Here is a 19,237-nt window from a genome sequence, read left to right on the forward strand (position 1 = left end):
AAATCAAGTGTAAAAAAGGAGAAGACAGTAGTTATTTTGCAGTAATATCGGTGGCAGATACTTTCCGTGAAAGCTTCGCGTTTGCGCAAGAAACTCTTAGTATATAGTGGAATTATGCAAACAGTTATGTTAACAGGAGATAATGGCAGTATGAAGTGATACAGAAGCTGCTTTGATCTTAACTTTAAATATATTGCGATTATTGCGAACAAAAAGTTAAACTAGAAATGAGATATCTATATACGACATAGGGGGAGGAAAAAATGAATAAAAAAGACATTGAATATAAAATTCTGGAATTAAAGAACGAATATTTACAGGTTCAAGATAATTTAGAAAAATTGGAGTATGTAAAAGGAAACTTAGCTCCTTTACAAAAAAGGCTCACTGAAATGGAGGAAGAATTAAGATCACTTAATCAGATGTTAAGTAAAGCTTAAAAGAATGTAAGTTCCAAGATTAACGAAGGTAATTACAAAGCCATCCCTTTTACAAGTGGATGGCTTTTAAAGTAATAAGATAATGTCAGAACTCAGCTCTTATCCTTAATGATCTGATTGCGGTCTTCCATTTGAGGCGGTTCTTCAAACCATCTGTGCTTAATTTTAATTTTACTGCCTTCTTGAGCGAAAAAATATACATCTTTCGCAAGCATAATCGACTTCATTGAAAGATCATTTCTTAAACGAAAGAAAGCACTCTAATAATGAAGTTTCTAAAAATATTATTTGGGAGAATTACGACAGAAACTTATGGAGTATAGTGGAAGATGGCAGTTCAAGTAATAAGATTACGTTACACTTCACACAAATTTATTATTACTGAAAATAAAATAGTAGAGTCAGAATTATATTTATTGGATGAAGCTGACTAGTCCTATATAAATCCAGCAGCCAGCTGGTGGTGCAAGACGATATATAAAAGGTACAGAAGTAATTTGATCATAAGTCGTTTAGTTTAATACCTGTTATATTCGTTTATACATTATTGATTAACAGGTAGAAGAATTAAATTATCTAAAATGTAAATCGTAATTATTGCGATTTACATAATATCCGTGTATAATGCAATAGTAGTTGTTATTGTAAGGAGTGAAAATATTTGAGTAATAAAAATCCCGGTAACGGTATTAAGCGGATATCTTGGTTCAGGTAAGACAACTCTGCTTAATCATATTTTATCTAATAGAGAAAATCTTAAAGTTGCTGTTATCGTAAATGATATGAGTGAAATTAATGTTGATGCATCATTGGTGAAGCAGGGAGGATTTTCGAGAACGGACGAGAAGCTGGTAGAAATGCAAAATGGCTGTATATGCTGCACACTTCGCGAGGATTTAATAATAGAAGTGGAAAAACTCGCCCAAAACGGTGATATTGATTATATTATAATTGAATCCAGCGGTATTAGTGAGCCAATCCCGGTTGCGCAAACATTTACATATGTGGATGAGAGTATGGGGATTGATCTAACTGAATTTTGTAGACTGGACACTATGGTAACGGTAGTAGATGCTAATCGGTTTTGGCATGATTATGGTTCAGGGGAAAGCTTGCTGGATCGTAAACAAGCTGTTGATGAACTGGATGTTCGAGAAGTAGCTGATCTGCTAATAGATCAAATAGAATTTGCCGACGTTATCTTACTGAACAAAATGGATTTAATTTCAAAAGAAAATCAAGAAAAATTAACAGCAATCATTAAACAATTTAACCCTGAAGCGAAAATATACAGAAGTGAATTTTCACAAGTTCCACTCGATAAAGTGTTAAATACAGGCCTTTTTGATTTTGAAGCTGCTAGCCAAAGTGCAGGTTGGATGAAAGAACTTAATGAGGAACATATTCCTGAAACAGAAGAATATGGAATATCTTCTTTTGTATATCGGAGAAAGAAGCCGTTTCATCCAGTAAGACTAATGGCTTGGATTGAAACATGGCCAGCAGAAGTGGTACGTGCTAAAGGGTTTATATGGCTAGCGACTAGGAATAATGATTCTGGGCTGTTATCACAAGCAGGCACATCTTTATCGATTCAAGGAGCTGGGAAATGGGTAGCTACATACCCGGATACGGAAATTAACCAAATTCTAGAGGAAGATGCTGTGCTGCAAAAAAGATGGGATCCTGTGCATGGTGACCGAATGACAGAGTTAGTTTTGATTGGCATTGGAATGGATCAAAAGCAACTAGAAAATGATTTAGATAAGTGCCTTCTTACAGAGATAGAAATGACTAAAGATTGGACCAAATTTTTAGACCCATTTCCATCATTTAACGTCTAATAAAAGAATCAGGAGGAACAAAAATGAGAGTGAATATTACATTGGCATGTACAGAAACAGGAGACAGAAACTATATTACTACAAAAAACAAACGAAATAATCCAGATAGAATAGAATTAATGAAATATTGCCCACGTTTAAAAAGACGAACTTTGCATAGAGAAACAAAATAAGTATTGATTAATTAGTTATAGTTTTTAAATCGTAATAGTTTCGATTTATAAAAGGAGGTTAAATAAGTGGCAAAAAAATCTAAAGTAGTAAAAGAGAAAAAACGGCAAGCTATGGTGGAAAAGTATGCAGCTATTCGGATCGAATTAAAGGAAAAAGGTGATTATGAAGGACTTAGAAAACTTCCGAGAGATTCCTCTCCAACACGACTAAAAAACAGATGTGAAGTTACTGGCAGACCTAGAGGGTACTTAAGAAAATTTAAAATGTCCCGCATTGCCTTCAGAGAGTATGCTCATAAAGGGCAAATTCCAGGTGTTAAGAAAGCAAGTTGGTAATAAGTTAATAACCAGAGTAATGCCCCCCTATTTTTGGAGTAGGGAGGCATTTATCATGTTGTACAGTTTTTATATAAAGTGAATGATATGATTACCCGCTACTAAGCATAATCCAAGTAAAATCGCTGTTAGTGATTGTTGACCTATAAGTTTAAAAGCTTGTATGAATCCTAACTCTTTCCATATTGTAGCCAAGGTTACGACACATGATGTCAATGTAGAGGCTAAAAACACTAATAAGAATAATTGGAAATTAGTAAGGATAGAAAACAGCGCGCCATTTCCTTCATTTAAAATAAGGATTCCATCTTTTCTTATTATTGAAAAAGCCAAAGCTGCTGCGCCTTCTACTGGCAAATGGAAAAGTTGTAATAAAGGATGAAACAGTAAAGCAATAAACGAAATGATATTCATATATTGCAACAGACTAGCAGTAATGCAAATAAGTAGAAAAATAGGCATTGCCTGCTTAAAAAATTGCGCTAAGTCACTACTTACTTGAAGCTTTATCGTTTTTAATTTTGGTTTTTGAATAAAAGCTTTTCGAGTAATAGTTGATGGAGGGAATGATTGCTTTTTAAACCACAGATAATTGTGAATGATACCCCCTGTAAGTAACAGGAAAATATAGGGAAAGAAAAGCCAAACAGCATGGGCTGAATTAAAAATCGATAAAGTTGCACCAATTTGATAACTGCATGCAGACCCAAAAGAGATAAACGAGATACATTGGGACCTGTTGCAAGTATGACAACCTCTGCTTTGAAAGACTGCAACAACATTACAGCCAAACCCAGTGATGATCGGTAGTATATCTCTGCCAGTTAAACCAATTTTATATAACATTGGTTCCAATGTATCTACTATGCGATCCTTTATGCCGGATTCTTCTGTCATTGCTTTACTGCAGCTAATCATCAACACAACTGGAAAGGCCCAAATAAAGGAATAAATTCCGAGTGTTAATAGTCCATAGTTCCCTACGAAAATTTCTTTAATAATGCTGGGAGCACTAGTAAAGAATAGTGTAAGTTGACTGAGTATATACTTTTCAATCAACGGCTGTAACAAGTTAGAAAACTGGTATGCGACGATAACAGGAAACAAAAACATGGCTACTAAACTTAATAAAGCAACGAAGCTTTTGCCAAAGTAACTTTTTTCAAAAAACAGAGTAGGAGGGTCTACTTTAGAAATCGGTAAGTTTATAAGTTCCTTTAGTTGTGATTGATTTATCGTATCATTTTCCTTTAAACACTCTTTAAATAAGTTAACAGTATCCTTTTCTACTTTTCGGGTATCTACAATAAAGATAGGCAGCTTTTTTCTTGTTATTTGTTTAAGAAGCAAACTCTTACCTTCAGGAGACATTTTATCTGAAAAGGTAACAAATAAAAGAATCTTTTTGGTTGCTTTTTCAATATAAGGAAACAGCTTTTCCAATTCCTCTGCAAAATGTGTACCTCTTACTACAAGAATAATAGTAGAAGCACTATATATATCTTCATAAAGTTTTGTCTGTATTAGTGAATTTGCGTTATTAATGCCGGGTGTATCAATTAAATTTCCATTCACAAAATAAGTACTTTCATTATGGATAGTTGATCCTTTCACATTTATCTCATTACCTATCGACCTACCAGCTAACTTAGTAAATAAGGTTGATTTTCCAGAAGATTCAAAGCCTAAAATTAATGTATTTAGGCTTTGGGTTTGAATTTTCTCCTCTAACACTCACAATTCACCTCGCAACAAGATAAATCGTCTAAAAACAGATTGTTTTTTCGGTATAAATCAAAAATTTCGGTTGGATATTGGAAATTAGTACGATCAAGTATTTCTTTAACAATCACAGCAAATCTTTGGCGGAATTTATATATATAGCAGAAAATAACCTGCTGATGCCTAACATTTGGTCCTGCTAAAAATACCCCTGCAGTAATAGTAGATTCATCTTTATCTGTTAATTTAGGCGACTGTTCATTTTCCCACTCAAAAAGAGAATAAATTTGTTTAACACCAGGAATAAAACCAGCAGCTAAAATTGGTCGGGTTTTTGAAACATGAGTAGTTTCATCAGACAAATATAATACATAGTCATCATCTCTTTTAGAGATTTTTAAAACCTCTACATCAAGCAGTTCTAACCGACCTGTCTCATCAGCAATTTCTAATCTTTCCTTTGTAAAAGGAGACAAGGATTTACTCGGATCAGCCTCAACATTGTCCCATGGAGCACTTCTAGAAATGACTGTAACATTCTTTTCATTTGCTGTAAGATGATAGGCAGCATCTATTCCGCTTTCGTATCCGCCTATAACGGTGAATTCATCTCCTTGCAAGTTATCCCACGATTTAACTAAACTGTTATGAAGAGCAAGCTCCGCACCCTCAAAGGGTTTTAAATTAGGTGTTTGATATTCACCTGTTGCCCAAACTAAAAAAGGTGCTTCTATCATTTGCTTGTCTGTATATAACAGAAATTTATTATTATCTTTAACTACTTTATCAACATAAGCCTTCTTTATTGGCAATTCATAGTGGTGAGCTAATAATTGAAGATAATCTGCATATTCATTGCCTGTTAAGTGTTCTTTCCCGAAAGTAAACGCTGGAGAAGTTTCAGGAGTCAGGGCATTCAAATCTAACATCCCGAATCCATGCCCTGTAAAGGAAGGGGTAATCAGCTTCATTTCCTTTGGCCATTTTCGAAAACTGGCACCAATTTCTTCCTTTTCTAAAATCACAAAGTCCTCAAAGTTCATTTTCTTTAATAAGATACCTAAGCCAATTCCAGATGGCCCTGCACCTACAATAACTAATTTCATTGAAAAGTCATCTCCTGATTAAATATAAGAGAGCAAATTTAATATAGATTGCCTCGAATGTTATGTAAATAGTAATGATTACGATTTGAGGTATAAATTAATATAAATCGTAATCATTACGTTTTATATTAAGCATTTTAAAAAAATAAGTCAACTAATTATTTCTAATTATTTTAAAAAGCTAAGGAGTTTTAATAGAGTTGGCTAAGGTAGATAGGATGTGAGCAATCGTTAAAAGTTAGAAAGGGGGAGGACCGCTATTAAGTTGGCCCTCCAGTGTTATGAGTTTGCTTATGTACATTGTTCTTACAATAAACTACAACTTAAGAACGAATTCCTGCAAAGGCGTTTTCTACTAAATGCTGGACATATGTCTCATCCAATGTATCTCCAGTTACAAGCAATCGATAAAAAATCGGCCCATAAATGAGATCAATGCATATGTCAATGTCGAGTCCTTCTTTCAATTCTCCTTGTGCGATTGCCTGCTCCAAAAGACCTCTTGCCTCCAGTCGGCGAGGGCGAAAAAAACGAGTTCGATAGGCTTCTGCCAATCCTGAATCAAACTGTCCTTCACCTAGTAACTGCGTTATGATTGTCCCTTCTCGACTGGTTAAAAAATTGGTTAAGTTAGTAGCATGAATGACAATATTATCTAATGCTGAACCAGTATCAGGCACAGGCAACCTAGCAGTGGCAGCATCTAGGAAACTCTCCATTATTACAGCAGCCTTATTCGGCCACCACTTATAAATCGTTGCCTTGCTGACTTGAGCACGCTCGGCTATTTTATCAACCGTAACGGCTTGGAAGCCGTTTTCTAATAATAATTCATAAGAAGCGGAAAGAATAGCCTTATGTGTTTCCACATTGCGGGGCCGGCCTCTTTTTCCATTCATGAAGATCTTCCTTTCATTCATTAATTCTGTAAAAAAACTATACGTTCAGTATATCAGTTAAGTATCCAAAATAAAATCCGGTTTGCCTATTTACAAAACTAAACGTTCAGTATATTATTTAATCATTAATTAATGAACTAAACGTTTAGTATTTAAAATTAAAAGGAGAGGGACTAAAACCAAGTTCCAAAAGAAGTAGCAGGAATGAATAAAACCATATTTTATAAGGAGTTGTTTGAATGTCTATTTTTAAATCTCAATCAATGGAAAAAAATATCCCGTCGTGGTTAACCATACTAATAGCTGCAGCATGCGGTATTATTGTTGCTAATCTCTACTATGCACAGCCACTAGTGGGAATCATCAGTGAGTCCATCGGATTGTCTGCAACCAGTGCTGGTTTGATTGTAACTTTAACACAGTTTGGTTATGTTATAGGTTTGTTATTTATAGTGCCTTTAGGTGATATTATGGAGAACCGAAAATTAGTTTTTTTCGCGCTGCTTCTCACCGGAATAGCCCTTGCCATCACTTCAGTAACAAAGCAGGAGGCCCCATTTTTAGCAGCTTCCTTTTTCATCGGTTTAGGATCAGTCGCAGCACAAGTACTTGTGCCTTTTGCATCATACCTTGCATCCGATTCTTCTCGAGGCCGTGTTGTCGGCAATGTGATGAGCGGTTTGTTACTAGGCATAATGCTTGCCCGTCCATTATCAAGCTTGGTAGCTGACTATTTTGGCTGGAATTTTGTTTTCGCTTTTTCTGCAGCAGCAGTAATGCTTTTGGCTTTCGTACTATTAAAGGTACTGCCAGAAAGAAAACCTACTACAAACACAAGCTATAAAGCTTTGCTCGGTTCGATGTGGAATTTGCTGAAAACAACACCAATATTAAGACGAAGAGCTGCTTATCATGCATTTGTCTTTGCGTCATTTAGTTTATTTTGGACAACAGTGCCAATGTTTTTAGCAGGTCCAACATTTGATTTTTCACAAAAAGAGATTGCACTATTTGCACTTGTCGGTGTATCAGGTGCAATTGCTGCACCAATAGCTGGGCGGTTGGCAGATAGGGGGTGGACCAGACCAGCAACAGGAGTGGCACTCGCCACCGTCATCATCTCCCTGCTGTTGCCGCTGCAGATTCATACTGGTCCCAATACAGGAATAGTTATACTCGTCGTTTCTGCGATTTTATTGGATGCAGGTGTATCGGCAAATCTTGTTCTTGGACAGCGCACTCTCTTCTCATTAAGTCCAGAAATCCGCAGTCGTTTAAATGGGTTGTTTATGGCTATTTTCTTCTTCGGAGGCGCTATCGGCTCTGCGGTTGGAGGTTTGACATACGCAAAAGGCGGCTGGAGTGCTGTGTTATGGATTGGAGCGGCATTTCCAATTATCGCAATACTTTATTTTGCCACTGAAAAAAAGAAAAAAGACATGTTGCATGCGAGAAAGTGACGCCATCTATTACAGACTTCCTTGTAAGACACAGAAAATCATGTAATGAGAAGAAAAGAAACCCTTTAAATAAAAAATTCACAGAATATACAAGAGAATATTGCAATTATGTGAAGCTTACTAGTACTTTTTATTCAATAGAAAAAAACATGCTACAATAACAGTGTAGTAAAAACATACAAGATCTTGTGAAGTAATGAACAAATGAAAATAGAGGAGCTGGAGTAAAATGTTAGACCTATTAAGAAAAAATAATATCGCAGCAGGTATTTTAGCAGTATTCCGCATTTATCTTGGTTATCAATTTATTCATGCTGGTTATGGAAAAATAGTGGGCGGCAGCTTTGATGCAAGTGGTTTCCTTCAAGGAGCCATTGCTTCTAGCACAGGCGATCATCCTGCGGTACAAGGCTGGTGGGCAGCATTCTTAGAAAACGTTGCATTACCGAATGCCGGTCTGTTCACATTCCTAGTACAATGGGGAGAACTACTTGTAGGTATTGCCTTAATTCTAGGTTTATTCACTAACTTTGCAGCCATTATGGGAATGATGATGAACTTCTCTTTCTTATTCAGCGGTACAGTAAGCACAAATGCCCAAATGATTCTTCTTGCAATCTTCGTCGTAGTAGCAGGAGCAAATGCAGGTAAATTCGGATTAGACAAATATACAATGCCTTATCTTAAAAATGTTCTTACAAACAAAACAAATAAAAGAAAAAAAGATGCAGCAGTTGTATAAGTAAAATGATAGTAAAGAAGTCAGGCAGCGATGTCTGGCTTTTTTTGTATCTTTTTTTAGCTAATAATAATTAATTAGAACGCTTTTTTGGCTATGTAATTGAAATAATTCTTTCGATAAAATAGAAATAAATTGAAAGGAGGCTGCAATGAATACTAAATGGAAATGGGTCGCTTGCATTTTTGGTGTGTTTAGCATTTGCTGTTATTTTCATACCAGTTGGATTGAAGAAAGATCAGAAACGAACAATTTATGATATAAACAGGATTCGTGCAGAAGAAACTTTTAATCAGGAAGAAAAGGAATATATCGTGTATTTTTGGCAGAAAACTTGTTCTTCTTGTAAAGAAATAGAACAAACAGTATTAGAGTATAGGGAAAAGTATCCCCTTTATATTGTCGATATGGAAAATGATAAGAATAAAGCTGCTTGGTATGATTGGGAACAGCATCATAAAGAATACGACCAGGTTATTGGCGAGGTTAAAAATGGTAAAGAAATAATAAATGGACATGTGAATATGGATGAATTCTTGTATGATCGTGAGGTTGAGTGGTCCATTGAATTAACAGAGGATGAAAGGATAGTAGCTGTTCATAACACACCACTTGGTAATACAAAACCGATTGTGAGTGCAGAAATAGAAATTACAGGTACACCGACTATGATAAAAGTTAAAGAAGGAAGGACGGAAGAATTTAGTGTTGGGACTATCGAAGCTTTAGATATATTGAAGTGAAGGACTTATATTTATTACCAATTATTCCAGTGTTATGGCTATTAATTGAACTTTTCTATTAATTCAATTAATTTGAAATAGATATTGATATACTTTGTTAGAAGCCAAATAAAAGGAGGTATATCAATGAAAAAAATGAAAAAACTAATTGTATTAGTGGTAATTATATTATGTTTAGGGGCTGCTTTACCTAAATATAATCAAAGTGTTTCTGCGGAATCAATCGTAAGCGCTTCAAGTGACGAAAATGATTTATTAGGTATTATGGAAGAAATAACTGATGAGCAATTTAATAGTAGTGTACAAGCAATAAATGATGGGATTACTATTGAAAATGGAGTGTACAAGTTTGACAAAAACCTAGTTAAAGATACAACCTTAACTGAAAAGGAGATTGAAAATATTGATGCATTATTTTCAAACTTTCTTACTCAAGGCGAAATTGCTGAAATTGATAAGGTTGTGGTTGACGATGAATTAGCAAAAGACGACATTAATAAGAATGGTAGAGCTATACCAGCTGTACTACTAGCAGCAGCTACAACAGTTGCTGCATTTGTTGCCCTTGCTATTATTGTGAATATAATAAATGATTTGTATAAACTTTCAATGTCAGGATATTGTAGTAAATGGAAAAAGTATTCTCAAATCAAAAAGGCTTGTAAACAATTAGGATATTTAAAATGATTATCCCTATAATTATAATTATTGGATTTGGGGCTACTACCTTAGGAGTGTTGTTTTTTGGAATTTACTTTTTCTTAAAGTATTTTAAAAAATTTTGGAAAGAATGAAATTTATAAATAACGTAAACGAAAGAACTTTTGCAACTACGTACTGTAGTTTAATTTAAAACTTTACCTAATAAACCTAACAGTCTTCAAACTGTTAAGTTCGAAAACTGCTGGGGTTATATTGTAATAAAAAAGAAGGATTTAAACTTGAAGTCCAAAGTCACTTTTCCTGATTTTCTCAATATATTAAGTTCATCTATCTTTGCGATTTTCTCTATCTCTTTTAAAAGGGAAGATCTTAGCCATAGAGTTTTTAAAATGGATACGGTTGCCTCAATAATGGGAATCAATATAATTTCTGTTAGCCTTTGTCTTCTGAACATAGTTGGTTAACTCATAGGTTTTTTTATGCTTTGTTAAATATAATGAATATATACTCAACAATTGTAGTTTAATCATTTTAAGGTTATAAAGGGCAGCATTCCTGATTAATTAAAACTAGCTTATGGCAGAAACGGGGCAGTTTAATTTAAGTTCACTATTTCACAAACTAATGAATTTTTAAAATGAAAATCACTGTATAATAAAGTTAGTAGCTTTTCTAACTGGAGGAAAATATGGTTGATATATGGATTGTAGAGGAAAAAGTTACAAACAAATCTTAGATCAATCAGGGCATCATATAAAATAAATTTTTAAGGGAAGGATTACGAGAAGAGGTAAAAAAATGTTTGATGTTGGTATAAGTATATATTCCCCATACGTTAAAACTTTTAGTCCGGTGGATTTCAATTGTAAACTTTTTAGAAACATACTTATAAGTAAGGTCTCTAAGAAAGAGATTTTCAGTAATTGTACGCAAGTTGATTTTAATAAATGTTAACAAGAGATATAGTCAAAAGATTAACTAGATTTTATATAGTGTTTAAAGGGGAATATTTTATAAAGGAGTAGTTTATATTTATATGAAAAATAAAGTTTTAGAATTCTTTTCAGCGTATGCTGTAGTTTTCTTCATTACTATTCCAGAGTGTACACGTAACAGTACACTCTTCAGAGTAGTGAGGCTTGGGAGACATATACAGTAAAATACCTGTTGAAAAGGAAGTACTTCTAAGGAAACGCTAAAATACCGGAAAATGTAAACTTTGAAATGTATGAGCCGGTAAATGGGATGGAAAGTAACGACCGAAACTAATGATAGTGATAAAGTAACCTCTATTCTAGGGGAAGCATTTCAATACTATGCTGATGGTAGCATAGTAGAGTTAGACAGGAGTCTTAAGGAGGATTTATTTTTTATTCTGTATATTAGTGCTACTAAAGGGGTTATATCTATTCGAGTTTATCTCCATTTAACTTTACCGGTTTCTAATTCTAGTCTACAAAAATCCACTTATTCTTCTAAAATTTTAACTATTTTTCAGGATGGTCATAATTCCATAAAGTGAGGATGGAATCTATTGGTTCAGTTCCATTAGCAACAGCATTTACTTTATCAATAAATTTTTCGTGGATTAAATATTTTAGTGGTTGGTCTACCTTATTGAAATACTTAAAAGCCTCTTTTGCCATGTTATCCCACTCTTTATAATAAGTTAAATAGTCATTTGAATACACTCTTGTTCTTGATGATCCTTCTGCTGGTGGACTTTCAAACTTTTCGTCGCCACCCAACGTTCCATAATCACATGTTAATTGTTCGCCAGGTTGAATGTCTCTAGCTGCTAACTCAAAGTCATATGCTGTATCTACAATATTTGGATTAAAACTATGATTAATATACTTTGCGTGATCCCAATTAAGAACATATTCGATGTCATTATCTTCATATGCGTATTTATATATTACCTTTTTTCGTGCATCATCAAGACTTTCAATATACTCTTTTTTTAGAATGATATCTAATTCATCTTTAATCCAGGTAATGGTTCCTTTAGGGATTAATTTTGTTGCAAACAGACCAACGCCTATTTCCTCACTTACGAACCGAATTTCTGTATCAGGGTGCATCATGGTTTTATTCCTCCTTAAAATAGCGGAAATTTTCAGCTAATCTTCACTGACTAACATATTTATGTAAATAGTTTTCGATAGGAGTAGACTCTAATCATGTGTCCATTACATTTTTTTAAATCAATATTAAAATAAGTATTTATTCCTACATAAAAATTTATTTTATGATACTGATAGACAAGGGCCGTCACTGGTTTACTTATTGTTCATATGCTATTAAATCTAAACTTAGATAATTTACTTTCAAAGGATGGATGATATGCGTGATATTGGGGGGGCAATTTCAATATTTGGAAGTGCTGGTGGTGTTGCGAGAGCATTGTTGTCTTTGTTAAATAAATCTATTACAGACTCAACTGATCCACTACACAAATTTACAAAGCAAAGTATGTTGCACTTAATTGATATAAAACAAAAGGATATTGCTTACTACAATGAAATATGTCCTAATTTGATTAATCAAATAGTTCTAAATCAGATCGATCTTACAGACTTAAAAGAGGTACGTAAACATATCTCCGAAACTGAAACTTCGTTAATTGTTGATTTATCTTGGGCAGATACAATAGATATTCTAGATATATGCAACGAATTTGGGGTTTTTTACGTAAATTCAGCTTTAGAAAATATAGAAGTAAATGAAGACGAAAATCTAAAAGGATTTACTTTACTAGAACGTTTTTATCGATTTGAAAATGCTAAACATAGGTTTACAAATATGAAAGGGATAGTGTGTTCTGGAATGAATCCTGGGGTTGTGCAATGGATGGCTTATTCCATAATGGCCATGCATCCTAATGAAAAACCACTAGCATGTTATATTGTCGAAAAAGATACCACATTCTACAAGGATAAGTCACTTCTGGACAAGGATATTATATATTCTACATGGTCACCTGAGTGTTTTTTAGATGAGGCAATTTTAAACTATCCGATGATAGTTAAGGGAAAAGTGCCTCTTCATCTATATAAAGAGGTTTATGCTCAAGAATTTAAGGTTACATTAGGGGATACCCAATTTTATGGATGTTTAATGCCACATGAGGAAGTTTTGAGTTTAGGAACCCTTTATGATATGGAAACTGGGTTTATATATAAAGTAAACGATTATACAACACAAATAATCCGGGATAATCTTGGATGTGCAGACGATTTATTGAATTGGAATTTAAAAGTTTTAGATCCTTCGGAGGCTGAATTAGAGGGTGAAGACCTGGTAGGAGTTCTACTTGTATACAAGGACAAAGAGCGATATATGTATAATGTTATGAACAGTCAATTTGCATTTGAAAAATATGGAATAAACGCTACTTATTTACAGGTTGCTTGTGGTGTTTATGCAGGGATTTGTACGTTGTTATTAGATAAAATCTCGAATGGTGTATTTTATGTCGAAGAATTGCTGGAAAAAGACAAGAGTGTTGGTTACGGTAAATATATCACTCAATATATGAAAGAATTTGTAATAGGTGTGAACCAAGGGTCTGATGGTCTTATTTTAGACAGAATGAAAAAAGTTTGAAGTAATAAAGAAGTACAAAAAGATTTCCCAGGCGGTAAACAAGCATTAGGAAAAACGCCTTTGGAATGCACAAAACGGGTGATTCTGTTAGTGGTGTACCCTTTATAAAGAAACTTGATTAATTAAGGGAATCAGTTTTGTAAATAGTGATGAAAAAGTAAAATTCCCCAATAGAGTTATCACAAGTTATATAAAAATATTTAAGAGCAATCTTGTCTATGATAAAACAATCTTTTGGGTAAGTGTTCGATTCTAAGATAAGTTTGTGAACAATTCCAATTAATCTAAAGGGAGTGTTGATTCAGTAAGGATTAATGCTTCTTTTTTGCGCTGGTTTGGTACTAACAGGTCAGCATTCCTATACTAAATGAAAAATTAGCTTATGGAATAAACGTGGCAGCATTCCTGTAATAAATGAAAACTTAGCTTATGGAAGAAACATGGCAGCATTCCTGTAATAAATTAAAACCTTTCTTCTGGAACAATCATGGCAGTTTACTTTAATAAGCAGCTGTTGATGTTATGTTTAAAGAACTAATTTATATCAACCATAAGATGGTGATATTATGATTTTTAAAAATAGCAAAGGTGAATTAAATAATGTTTTACAATTGGTTAGTTCAAATAATTAACCCCCAAAAAAACAATCAACCTTATTAAATGGAAAAGATGGGTCTGGGGGTTCAGGAAGGGTTATTCACTTAAAGGATAATTTTGGATTGGTTTCCTCCTAGCCAAGTTCAAGTAAGAAAACATTTACTGCTAGTACTGCTATAAGTTTTTAACGGCTTAGAAGGTTAATTTCTAGTTTAAAACACATCGACTTAAAGATGGACATATTACCAAAATATCCATCTTACAAGTCGTGATTTTTCCTAGAACATTCACTTTTTTAATAAATTGACTTTCCTATTTCCTGGAATTATATTTATTAGATCCTCAATGGTTCAAATGCTTGATAACGGCATCAGCAACTGCAAGAGTTGATTGGGGATTCTGACCAGTAATTAGATTGCCATCAATTTCGACGTGACTAGTCCAATTTGGTGCAGCAACATAAATTGCCCCCAACTCGCGAATTTTGCTTTCGAGTAGAAATGGTAAATCTGATACAAGGCCAGTCTGATTTTCTTCATAATTAGTAAATGCATTAACCCTTTTTCCAGCAATCAAAGGATTACCATTTGATAAGGTTGTGCTGACTAACCCGGCAGGGCCGTGACAAACCGCAGCTAAAACTTTGTTGCTTTGATAAAACTGTCTCAAAAGCTGTTGGAGCCTAATTGGTTTTGATCCAAATACTCGGCTTTTCGTTATTTGATAGAAATTTTTCTCTTATTGAGTTTCTTTTTGATTTGCACGAATAGTTTCAAGTATTCCTACTTCAAACGAAGTTTGGGTTAAGGGGCCAATCTTCTTTTTATACTTGCTTCCATCTAAGTAGACAGGAGTCTCTGTTAAATAAGACATTTCTTCCATCTCCCTCATTACAGCGCTAAATATTCCAATCATTTTTAACATGTATCTTGTTAAGGGGATGACCGGAGCAGTTTTTCCTGCTGCAGATTGAGCAATCTGGATGAGTCTCTTACCAGTTATAATTTTTCCTGGAATATTCCAGTTTTGTCCGTATGCCTCATTATCCATAGCAAGTTCTATAATCATATTTGCCGCATCGGGGAGATACACATATTCCCTTGGGATAGACAGAGAACCAATATAAGAAGATATTTTTCCATTCGCTATATTTACCATAGTCATCCCTAAATAGGAGTTGAAATTTGCTGTAGGACCATAATAATCTGGAAGTCTTATAACCATTGGTTCTGCATTTATCCAATCTTTACTGAAAATTAGTTCTTCTAACTCAAGTTTTATTTTTCCCTTCTTTGTATGGGGTTTTTTTGGATGTTCCTCATTGACTAATGGGGTTCTTGCTTTTCCATATGGATATATTCCATCTACAAAAACGATTTTTTTCCTAAGTTTATCTGCTGCAGTCATGACAGCCTTTCCTAAAGGAATCTGGGAACGCTGCATTTCCTCATATGGAACAGCTACACATTGAAAAATTACGTCAACATCTTTAGCAGCATCATAAATGCTGTTATAGTCAAAGGCATCCCCTGATTTCAACGTCAATAAATTGCTATTTCCCAAATTTTCTTTTAGTAGACGAAGTTTTTCAATTGATCTGCTAAAAGCTATTGTTTTAATTCCTCTCTTTAGTAATTCCTCTGTAATTGCAGCTCCTGTACCGCCAGTTGCACCTAATACAATAACATTTTTCATAATATGTTCACCCTTTGTGTTTTATTTAGTGATTAATCAATAACTAATTTTTATAAAAATAGACGATAGTTAATCGTCTATTTCCATTAATTTTGGCAAATTTAAAGATAATGAAATGTTACACAGCATTCCTCGTGCTAAGAATAACAAAGTTTTTTCAGAAGGAGTAGAGACACCAGCTGTTTTAAATGCATTATAAACAGTAGTTTGTATTTTTAAAAACTCCTCTTGCATAAGAGTAACAATATTGGATTCTCTTATTGTTTGAGCCTGCATTTGTAACAGAATTTCATTCTCATTATTCCTCATAATTATTTCATAAGCCTGAATAAGTTCTTTTTCTAGATTTTCTGCAGAAGCAGATTCAATAACTTGTGCAAAGGCAGCATGAATTCTCGACCATGATAACTTTAAGGCATCTTCTAATAAAAGTTCTTTAGAGGAAAAAAAGCGGAATATATACGGTTGAGAAATTTCAGCTTTATTTGCAACCTTCATGGTCGTTGCACGGTAATAGCCTTCTTGCGCAAAAACTTCTATGGCAGCTGATAAAATTTCATTTCGGCGATTACTTGTATTTTGTTTTTCTTTCAATAAGTTCACCTCTTAGTTAGTGATTAATCAATTACTAACTAAAATATACTTTAGAGTTTTAAAAAAATCAAGAGTAAATATTAAGAAAAATAATTAGTAAAGGAAAATTAAGTATATCCACTGAGATACTAATATGTACTTATTGAAAAACATTACATCTATAGTGTATAATTACAACAAATGTTTCGGTTTTTATTTAAAAATTTATCGGAGGCTAATATGATTTTATCTCTTATTGCAATTGTGCTTGTAACACTTGTATTACTGTTAATTCCATTTTTGTTTTTCATTAAGAACCTGAATAAGCGAAGAAAAGATCTCGTTTTCTTGTCTATTATAGGTTACTTAGTATGTGCTGTGCCTATGTTATACTTTGCAATTGATCATATGACTAATAATTATGTAGATGCAAATATCGGTTTGGGATTAGGGTTCTTTATAACATGGGCACTAACTGCTTGTGTTTACTTGGGGTGGTTAATTCTTTTCATTAAATCTAAGCTACGAGTTAACCTATAATAAAACAGACTTTCCAGTTCATAAGAATTTTAATTAAAGAAACTTGCTTGAAAAAGTCCCCTAAAAAAAGGGGACTTTTTCTGAATTATAACTGCAAATCCTAAAATGTTATGTAACTTTTTGTGGCAGCGATCCTGTGAAAAAATGAAAAAAACAGCTTATTGATTAAACGGTGGTAGCATTTCCATAATAAATGAATAAAAAAGGAAGAGTTTGTGAAGAAATGTACTTAAAGTAACGGGGGCGATAGTTGAACAAGAAACACAAAAAACCAAGGTGTTTTCGTGTTTCTTTTTTTTAGTAAAATCAACAGTGAAGTTCAGCGAACCGTGAAAATTTATAGTAAAATGTAATAAAAGAATATGCAATGTTATCAATCAACTGCAAAAGCCTTTTAGAACGTTTAATTACTTTTAAGAGGCTTTTTCTTATGGTTTTGAACTTTTATAATTTCACAGCCTAAGTTAAGGCGAATAAGCTTCACAAAAAACAGTAAAACATACAATACCTTTAGAGATTTATTTAAAATAAGGTGGCGATGTTTCAAATGTATCAATATATAAATGATGATCGACAATTTCTAAACTTTTTATTACCATCATTTCCAGGCCCATCAGGTCCACCTGGTTTCCCGGGACCTGGGTTTGGAGGTCCATCAGGTCTACCACCATTACAACCTTCACAAGCTCCAACAGCTCCTCCTCCACCATTTATTCCTCAACAAGCAGCTGCTTCACCATTTGCTGTGGATCCTGGAGCAATAAGATTTTGCCTGTTTCGTAATACTTTTATTTGGCTAAGTAATGGTACAGGATTTTGGTTTTATCCCGTATTCGTAGGTCCAAGATCTGTTGCTGGTTTCAGATGGAATGGAAGGACTTGGGTGATTTTTGGTATTGACACAAGAAGAATTATTTCATTTACATGTTACTAAATACATTTAGGGTGATGCTTTCTTTCATTAGAGCATCGCCCTTTTACTTAGTTAAGAATGAATTGGCATTTAGATTAAAGAATCTGTTTATTGAGGGAGCAACTTAATCAAGGATTTAATATTTACTTAGTCATTATGCATAAATAGCTTCCTACCAACAAGATTTGATTTCATTTTTTAAAGAAGACGGGAATAAAAAAGCAGAGAATGGAGGAATAAAAGTGATACAAGTAATGGGTAAATCCTTTGAATTCCAAGGGAATTTGGAATTGGATCAAGTTGAAAAAAATATACTGCAATATATGCAAGAAGATCATATCGTATATTCTTATATATCTTCGAGAGAATTACTTTTTGAAATTAAATTACGGAAAAATATTATTAAAAGTGCAAAAGAAATGAATGAAACCAAGCCTGAATTTACTATTTTTGAGCAAGCTCGATGTAACCGGAATTACTGGCAATTAACGAAGGCTGGTGGTTTTTTGTTAAGACCGGATGTAAGGCCTTCTGATGCAATTATGGACATTTTTAAGAACAGTTCGCTGTATGCGTTTGAATGTGCAACAGCTTCTGTGATTATCTATTACTATGCTACGTTAAAGACCATTGGACATCATTTATTTAATGCACATTTTCAAGAACTTTATTTATATAGCTGGCATACAGATACAGATCTTGGTCTAGTTACGTTTTATTCAGATGGTTTTTTACCTGGTGACGTTGTTTATTTTGATAATCCTGACTATAATTCACAAACACCATGGTTTAGAGGGGTAAATGCCATACTTTTAGATGATTGGAGATATTTCGGACATGGATTTTCCATTAAGACAGATGAAGAAATTGTTCAGGTTCTAAATAAAAAGAGAATGGAAGGGAGTAAACAGTCCGCAGTCCTGACAAGTTTGTTGACAAGACCTTCTTTTTCCCGTTTATCAGCATTAACAAACAGACAACAGACTAGCAGTGATTTCAAAATAAAACAACATGTCGCGCACCATAACCGGAGTTCCATATCATTACTAAATTATTATAATTATATAATTTCATTGGGATATCAGTACTTCTAAGATAAAATAAGCATAAGCAAATTATACGATAAATTTCATTTTTAATTACCGGGTAAAAACCCAATTTTCAGTAGACGGGCTCCATTTTCAT

Annotated in this window: 17 protein-coding genes and 2 pseudogenes; 11 read left to right on the top strand and 8 right to left on the bottom strand. The window is 33.8% G+C overall.

The window, feature by feature from the left end:
* The first annotated feature begins 263 nt into the window (after positions 1 to 263).
* Positions 264 to 440 (top strand): SE1832 family protein, encoded by a 177-nt coding sequence (locus tag MKX82_RS22840; protein ID WP_341080340.1) that lies wholly within the window; start codon positions 264 to 266, stop codon positions 438 to 440.
* Between the two features lie 92 nt (positions 441 to 532).
* Here the strand turns inward: MKX82_RS22840 and MKX82_RS22845 are convergent.
* A pseudogene (locus tag MKX82_RS22845) lies at positions 533 to 673 on the bottom strand (DUF3231 family protein); the annotation flags it as partial.
* Between the two features lie 435 nt (positions 674 to 1,108).
* Here MKX82_RS22845 and MKX82_RS22850 point away from each other — a divergent pair.
* From MKX82_RS22850 to rpsN, 3 genes are all read left to right on the top strand, one after another.
* On the top strand, positions 1,109 to 2,284 hold the full coding sequence (locus MKX82_RS22850; protein ID WP_341081605.1) for a GTP-binding protein: 1,176 nt from the start codon (positions 1,109 to 1,111) through the stop codon (positions 2,282 to 2,284).
* A gap of 23 nt (positions 2,285 to 2,307) precedes the next feature.
* Positions 2,308 to 2,457 carry a 50S ribosomal protein L33 gene (rpmG, locus tag MKX82_RS22855; RefSeq protein ID WP_233317196.1) on the top strand — a complete coding sequence of 50 codons (150 nt, stop codon included), beginning with the start codon at positions 2,308 to 2,310 and terminating at the stop codon, positions 2,455 to 2,457.
* A gap of 66 nt (positions 2,458 to 2,523) precedes the next feature.
* A complete protein-coding gene (gene rpsN, locus MKX82_RS22860) occupies positions 2,524 to 2,793 on the top strand; it encodes a 30S ribosomal protein S14 (RefSeq protein WP_233317195.1) in 270 nt (89 codons plus the stop codon).
* Positions 2,794 to 2,862: 69 nt separating this feature from the next.
* On the opposite strand, the gene MKX82_RS22865 is transcribed toward rpsN, so the two are convergent.
* The 3 genes from MKX82_RS22865 to MKX82_RS22875 form a co-directional block, all read right to left on the bottom strand.
* Complete coding sequence (locus MKX82_RS22865) at positions 2,863 to 4,527, bottom strand: nucleoside recognition domain-containing protein (RefSeq protein WP_341080342.1); 1,665 nt, start codon at positions 4,525 to 4,527, stop codon at positions 2,863 to 2,865.
* A complete protein-coding gene (locus tag MKX82_RS22870) occupies positions 4,521 to 5,621 on the bottom strand; it encodes an NAD(P)/FAD-dependent oxidoreductase (protein WP_341080344.1) in 1,101 nt (366 codons plus the stop codon). Before MKX82_RS22870 ends, MKX82_RS22865 begins: the two co-directional genes overlap by 7 nt.
* Positions 5,622 to 5,944: 323 nt before the next feature.
* A complete protein-coding gene (locus tag MKX82_RS22875; protein ID WP_233317192.1) occupies positions 5,945 to 6,520 on the bottom strand; it encodes a TetR/AcrR family transcriptional regulator in 576 nt (191 codons plus the stop codon).
* A gap of 239 nt (positions 6,521 to 6,759) precedes the next feature.
* Between MKX82_RS22875 and MKX82_RS22880 the strand changes: the two genes are divergently transcribed.
* From MKX82_RS22880 to MKX82_RS22895, 4 genes are all read left to right on the top strand, one after another.
* On the top strand, positions 6,760 to 7,980 hold the full coding sequence (locus MKX82_RS22880) for an MFS transporter (RefSeq protein ID WP_341080346.1): 1,221 nt from the start codon (positions 6,760 to 6,762) through the stop codon (positions 7,978 to 7,980).
* A gap of 229 nt (positions 7,981 to 8,209) precedes the next feature.
* The gene (locus MKX82_RS22885; RefSeq protein ID WP_341080348.1) at positions 8,210 to 8,722 is read left to right on the top strand and encodes a DoxX family protein; all 513 of its coding nucleotides are present in this window, start codon (positions 8,210 to 8,212) and stop codon (positions 8,720 to 8,722) included.
* Between the two features lie 185 nt (positions 8,723 to 8,907).
* Positions 8,908 to 9,462, top strand: a complete 555-nt coding sequence (locus MKX82_RS22890; protein WP_341081607.1) for a thioredoxin domain-containing protein — start codon at positions 8,908 to 8,910, stop codon at positions 9,460 to 9,462.
* Between the two features lie 126 nt (positions 9,463 to 9,588).
* Positions 9,589 to 10,149: a hypothetical protein gene (locus tag MKX82_RS22895; protein WP_341080349.1), complete on the top strand. Its 561-nt coding sequence runs from the start codon at positions 9,589 to 9,591 to the stop codon at positions 10,147 to 10,149.
* Between the two features lie 1,463 nt (positions 10,150 to 11,612).
* Here the strand turns inward: MKX82_RS22895 and MKX82_RS22900 are convergent.
* Entirely contained in the window at positions 11,613 to 12,212 is a 600-nt protein-coding gene (locus tag MKX82_RS22900) for an SET domain-containing protein (protein ID WP_341080350.1), read from the bottom strand.
* A gap of 259 nt (positions 12,213 to 12,471) precedes the next feature.
* Between MKX82_RS22900 and MKX82_RS22905 the strand changes: the two genes are divergently transcribed.
* Positions 12,472 to 13,734, top strand: coding sequence for an S-adenosylmethionine decarboxylase related protein (locus MKX82_RS22905; protein WP_341080351.1), 1,263 nt, complete (start codon positions 12,472 to 12,474; stop codon positions 13,732 to 13,734).
* Between the two features lie 939 nt (positions 13,735 to 14,673).
* Here the strand turns inward: MKX82_RS22905 and MKX82_RS22910 are convergent.
* The 3 genes and pseudogenes from MKX82_RS22910 to MKX82_RS22920 form a co-directional block, all read right to left on the bottom strand.
* Positions 14,674 to 15,015: pseudogene (locus MKX82_RS22910) on the bottom strand (type 1 glutamine amidotransferase domain-containing protein); the annotation flags it as partial.
* 54 nt (positions 15,016 to 15,069) lie between these two features.
* Positions 15,070 to 16,026, bottom strand: coding sequence for an SDR family NAD(P)-dependent oxidoreductase (locus MKX82_RS22915; RefSeq protein WP_341080353.1), 957 nt, complete (start codon positions 16,024 to 16,026; stop codon positions 15,070 to 15,072).
* 69 nt (positions 16,027 to 16,095) lie between these two features.
* Positions 16,096 to 16,620 (bottom strand): TetR/AcrR family transcriptional regulator, encoded by a 525-nt coding sequence (locus tag MKX82_RS22920; RefSeq protein ID WP_341080355.1) that lies wholly within the window; start codon positions 16,618 to 16,620, stop codon positions 16,096 to 16,098.
* Between the two features lie 1,066 nt (positions 16,621 to 17,686).
* Between MKX82_RS22920 and MKX82_RS22925 the strand changes: the two genes are divergently transcribed.
* Together MKX82_RS22925 and MKX82_RS22930 are read left to right on the top strand one after the other, a co-directional pair.
* The gene (locus tag MKX82_RS22925) at positions 17,687 to 18,073 is read left to right on the top strand and encodes a collagen-like protein (RefSeq protein ID WP_341080358.1); all 387 of its coding nucleotides are present in this window, start codon (positions 17,687 to 17,689) and stop codon (positions 18,071 to 18,073) included.
* A gap of 221 nt (positions 18,074 to 18,294) precedes the next feature.
* Positions 18,295 to 19,146, top strand: a complete 852-nt coding sequence (locus MKX82_RS22930) for a protein-glutamine gamma-glutamyltransferase (RefSeq protein WP_341080363.1) — start codon at positions 18,295 to 18,297, stop codon at positions 19,144 to 19,146.
* Positions 19,147 to 19,237 lie beyond the last annotated feature (91 nt).

Source organism: Niallia sp. FSL R7-0271, assembly GCF_038005785.1.
In the GTDB taxonomy this organism is placed as follows: Bacteria; Bacillota; Bacilli; order Bacillales; family Cytobacillaceae; genus Niallia.

Excerpts from the sequence above, each read along its gene's own strand:
- MKX82_RS22905 (WP_341080351.1), top strand. The coding sequence starts at position 12,472 with ATGCGTGATATTGGGGGGGCAATTTCAATATTTGGAAGTGCTGGTGGT.
- MKX82_RS22870 (WP_341080344.1), bottom strand. The coding sequence starts at position 5,621 with ATGAAATTAGTTATTGTAGGTGCAGGGCCATCTGGAATTGGCTTAGGT.
- rpmG (WP_233317196.1), top strand. The coding sequence starts at position 2,308 with ATGAGAGTGAATATTACATTGGCATGTACAGAAACAGGAGACAGAAAC.
- MKX82_RS22840 (WP_341080340.1), top strand. The coding sequence starts at position 264 with ATGAATAAAAAAGACATTGAATATAAAATTCTGGAATTAAAGAACGAA.
- MKX82_RS22915 (WP_341080353.1), bottom strand. The coding sequence starts at position 16,026 with ATGAAAAATGTTATTGTATTAGGTGCAACTGGCGGTACAGGAGCTGCA.
- MKX82_RS22875 (WP_233317192.1), bottom strand. The coding sequence starts at position 6,520 with ATGAATGGAAAAAGAGGCCGGCCCCGCAATGTGGAAACACATAAGGCT.
- MKX82_RS22880 (WP_341080346.1), top strand. The coding sequence starts at position 6,760 with ATGTCTATTTTTAAATCTCAATCAATGGAAAAAAATATCCCGTCGTGG.
- MKX82_RS22900 (WP_341080350.1), bottom strand. The coding sequence starts at position 12,212 with ATGATGCACCCTGATACAGAAATTCGGTTCGTAAGTGAGGAAATAGGC.
- MKX82_RS22925 (WP_341080358.1), top strand. The coding sequence starts at position 17,687 with ATGTATCAATATATAAATGATGATCGACAATTTCTAAACTTTTTATTA.
- MKX82_RS22885 (WP_341080348.1), top strand. The coding sequence starts at position 8,210 with ATGTTAGACCTATTAAGAAAAAATAATATCGCAGCAGGTATTTTAGCA.
- MKX82_RS22895 (WP_341080349.1), top strand. The coding sequence starts at position 9,589 with ATGAAAAAAATGAAAAAACTAATTGTATTAGTGGTAATTATATTATGT.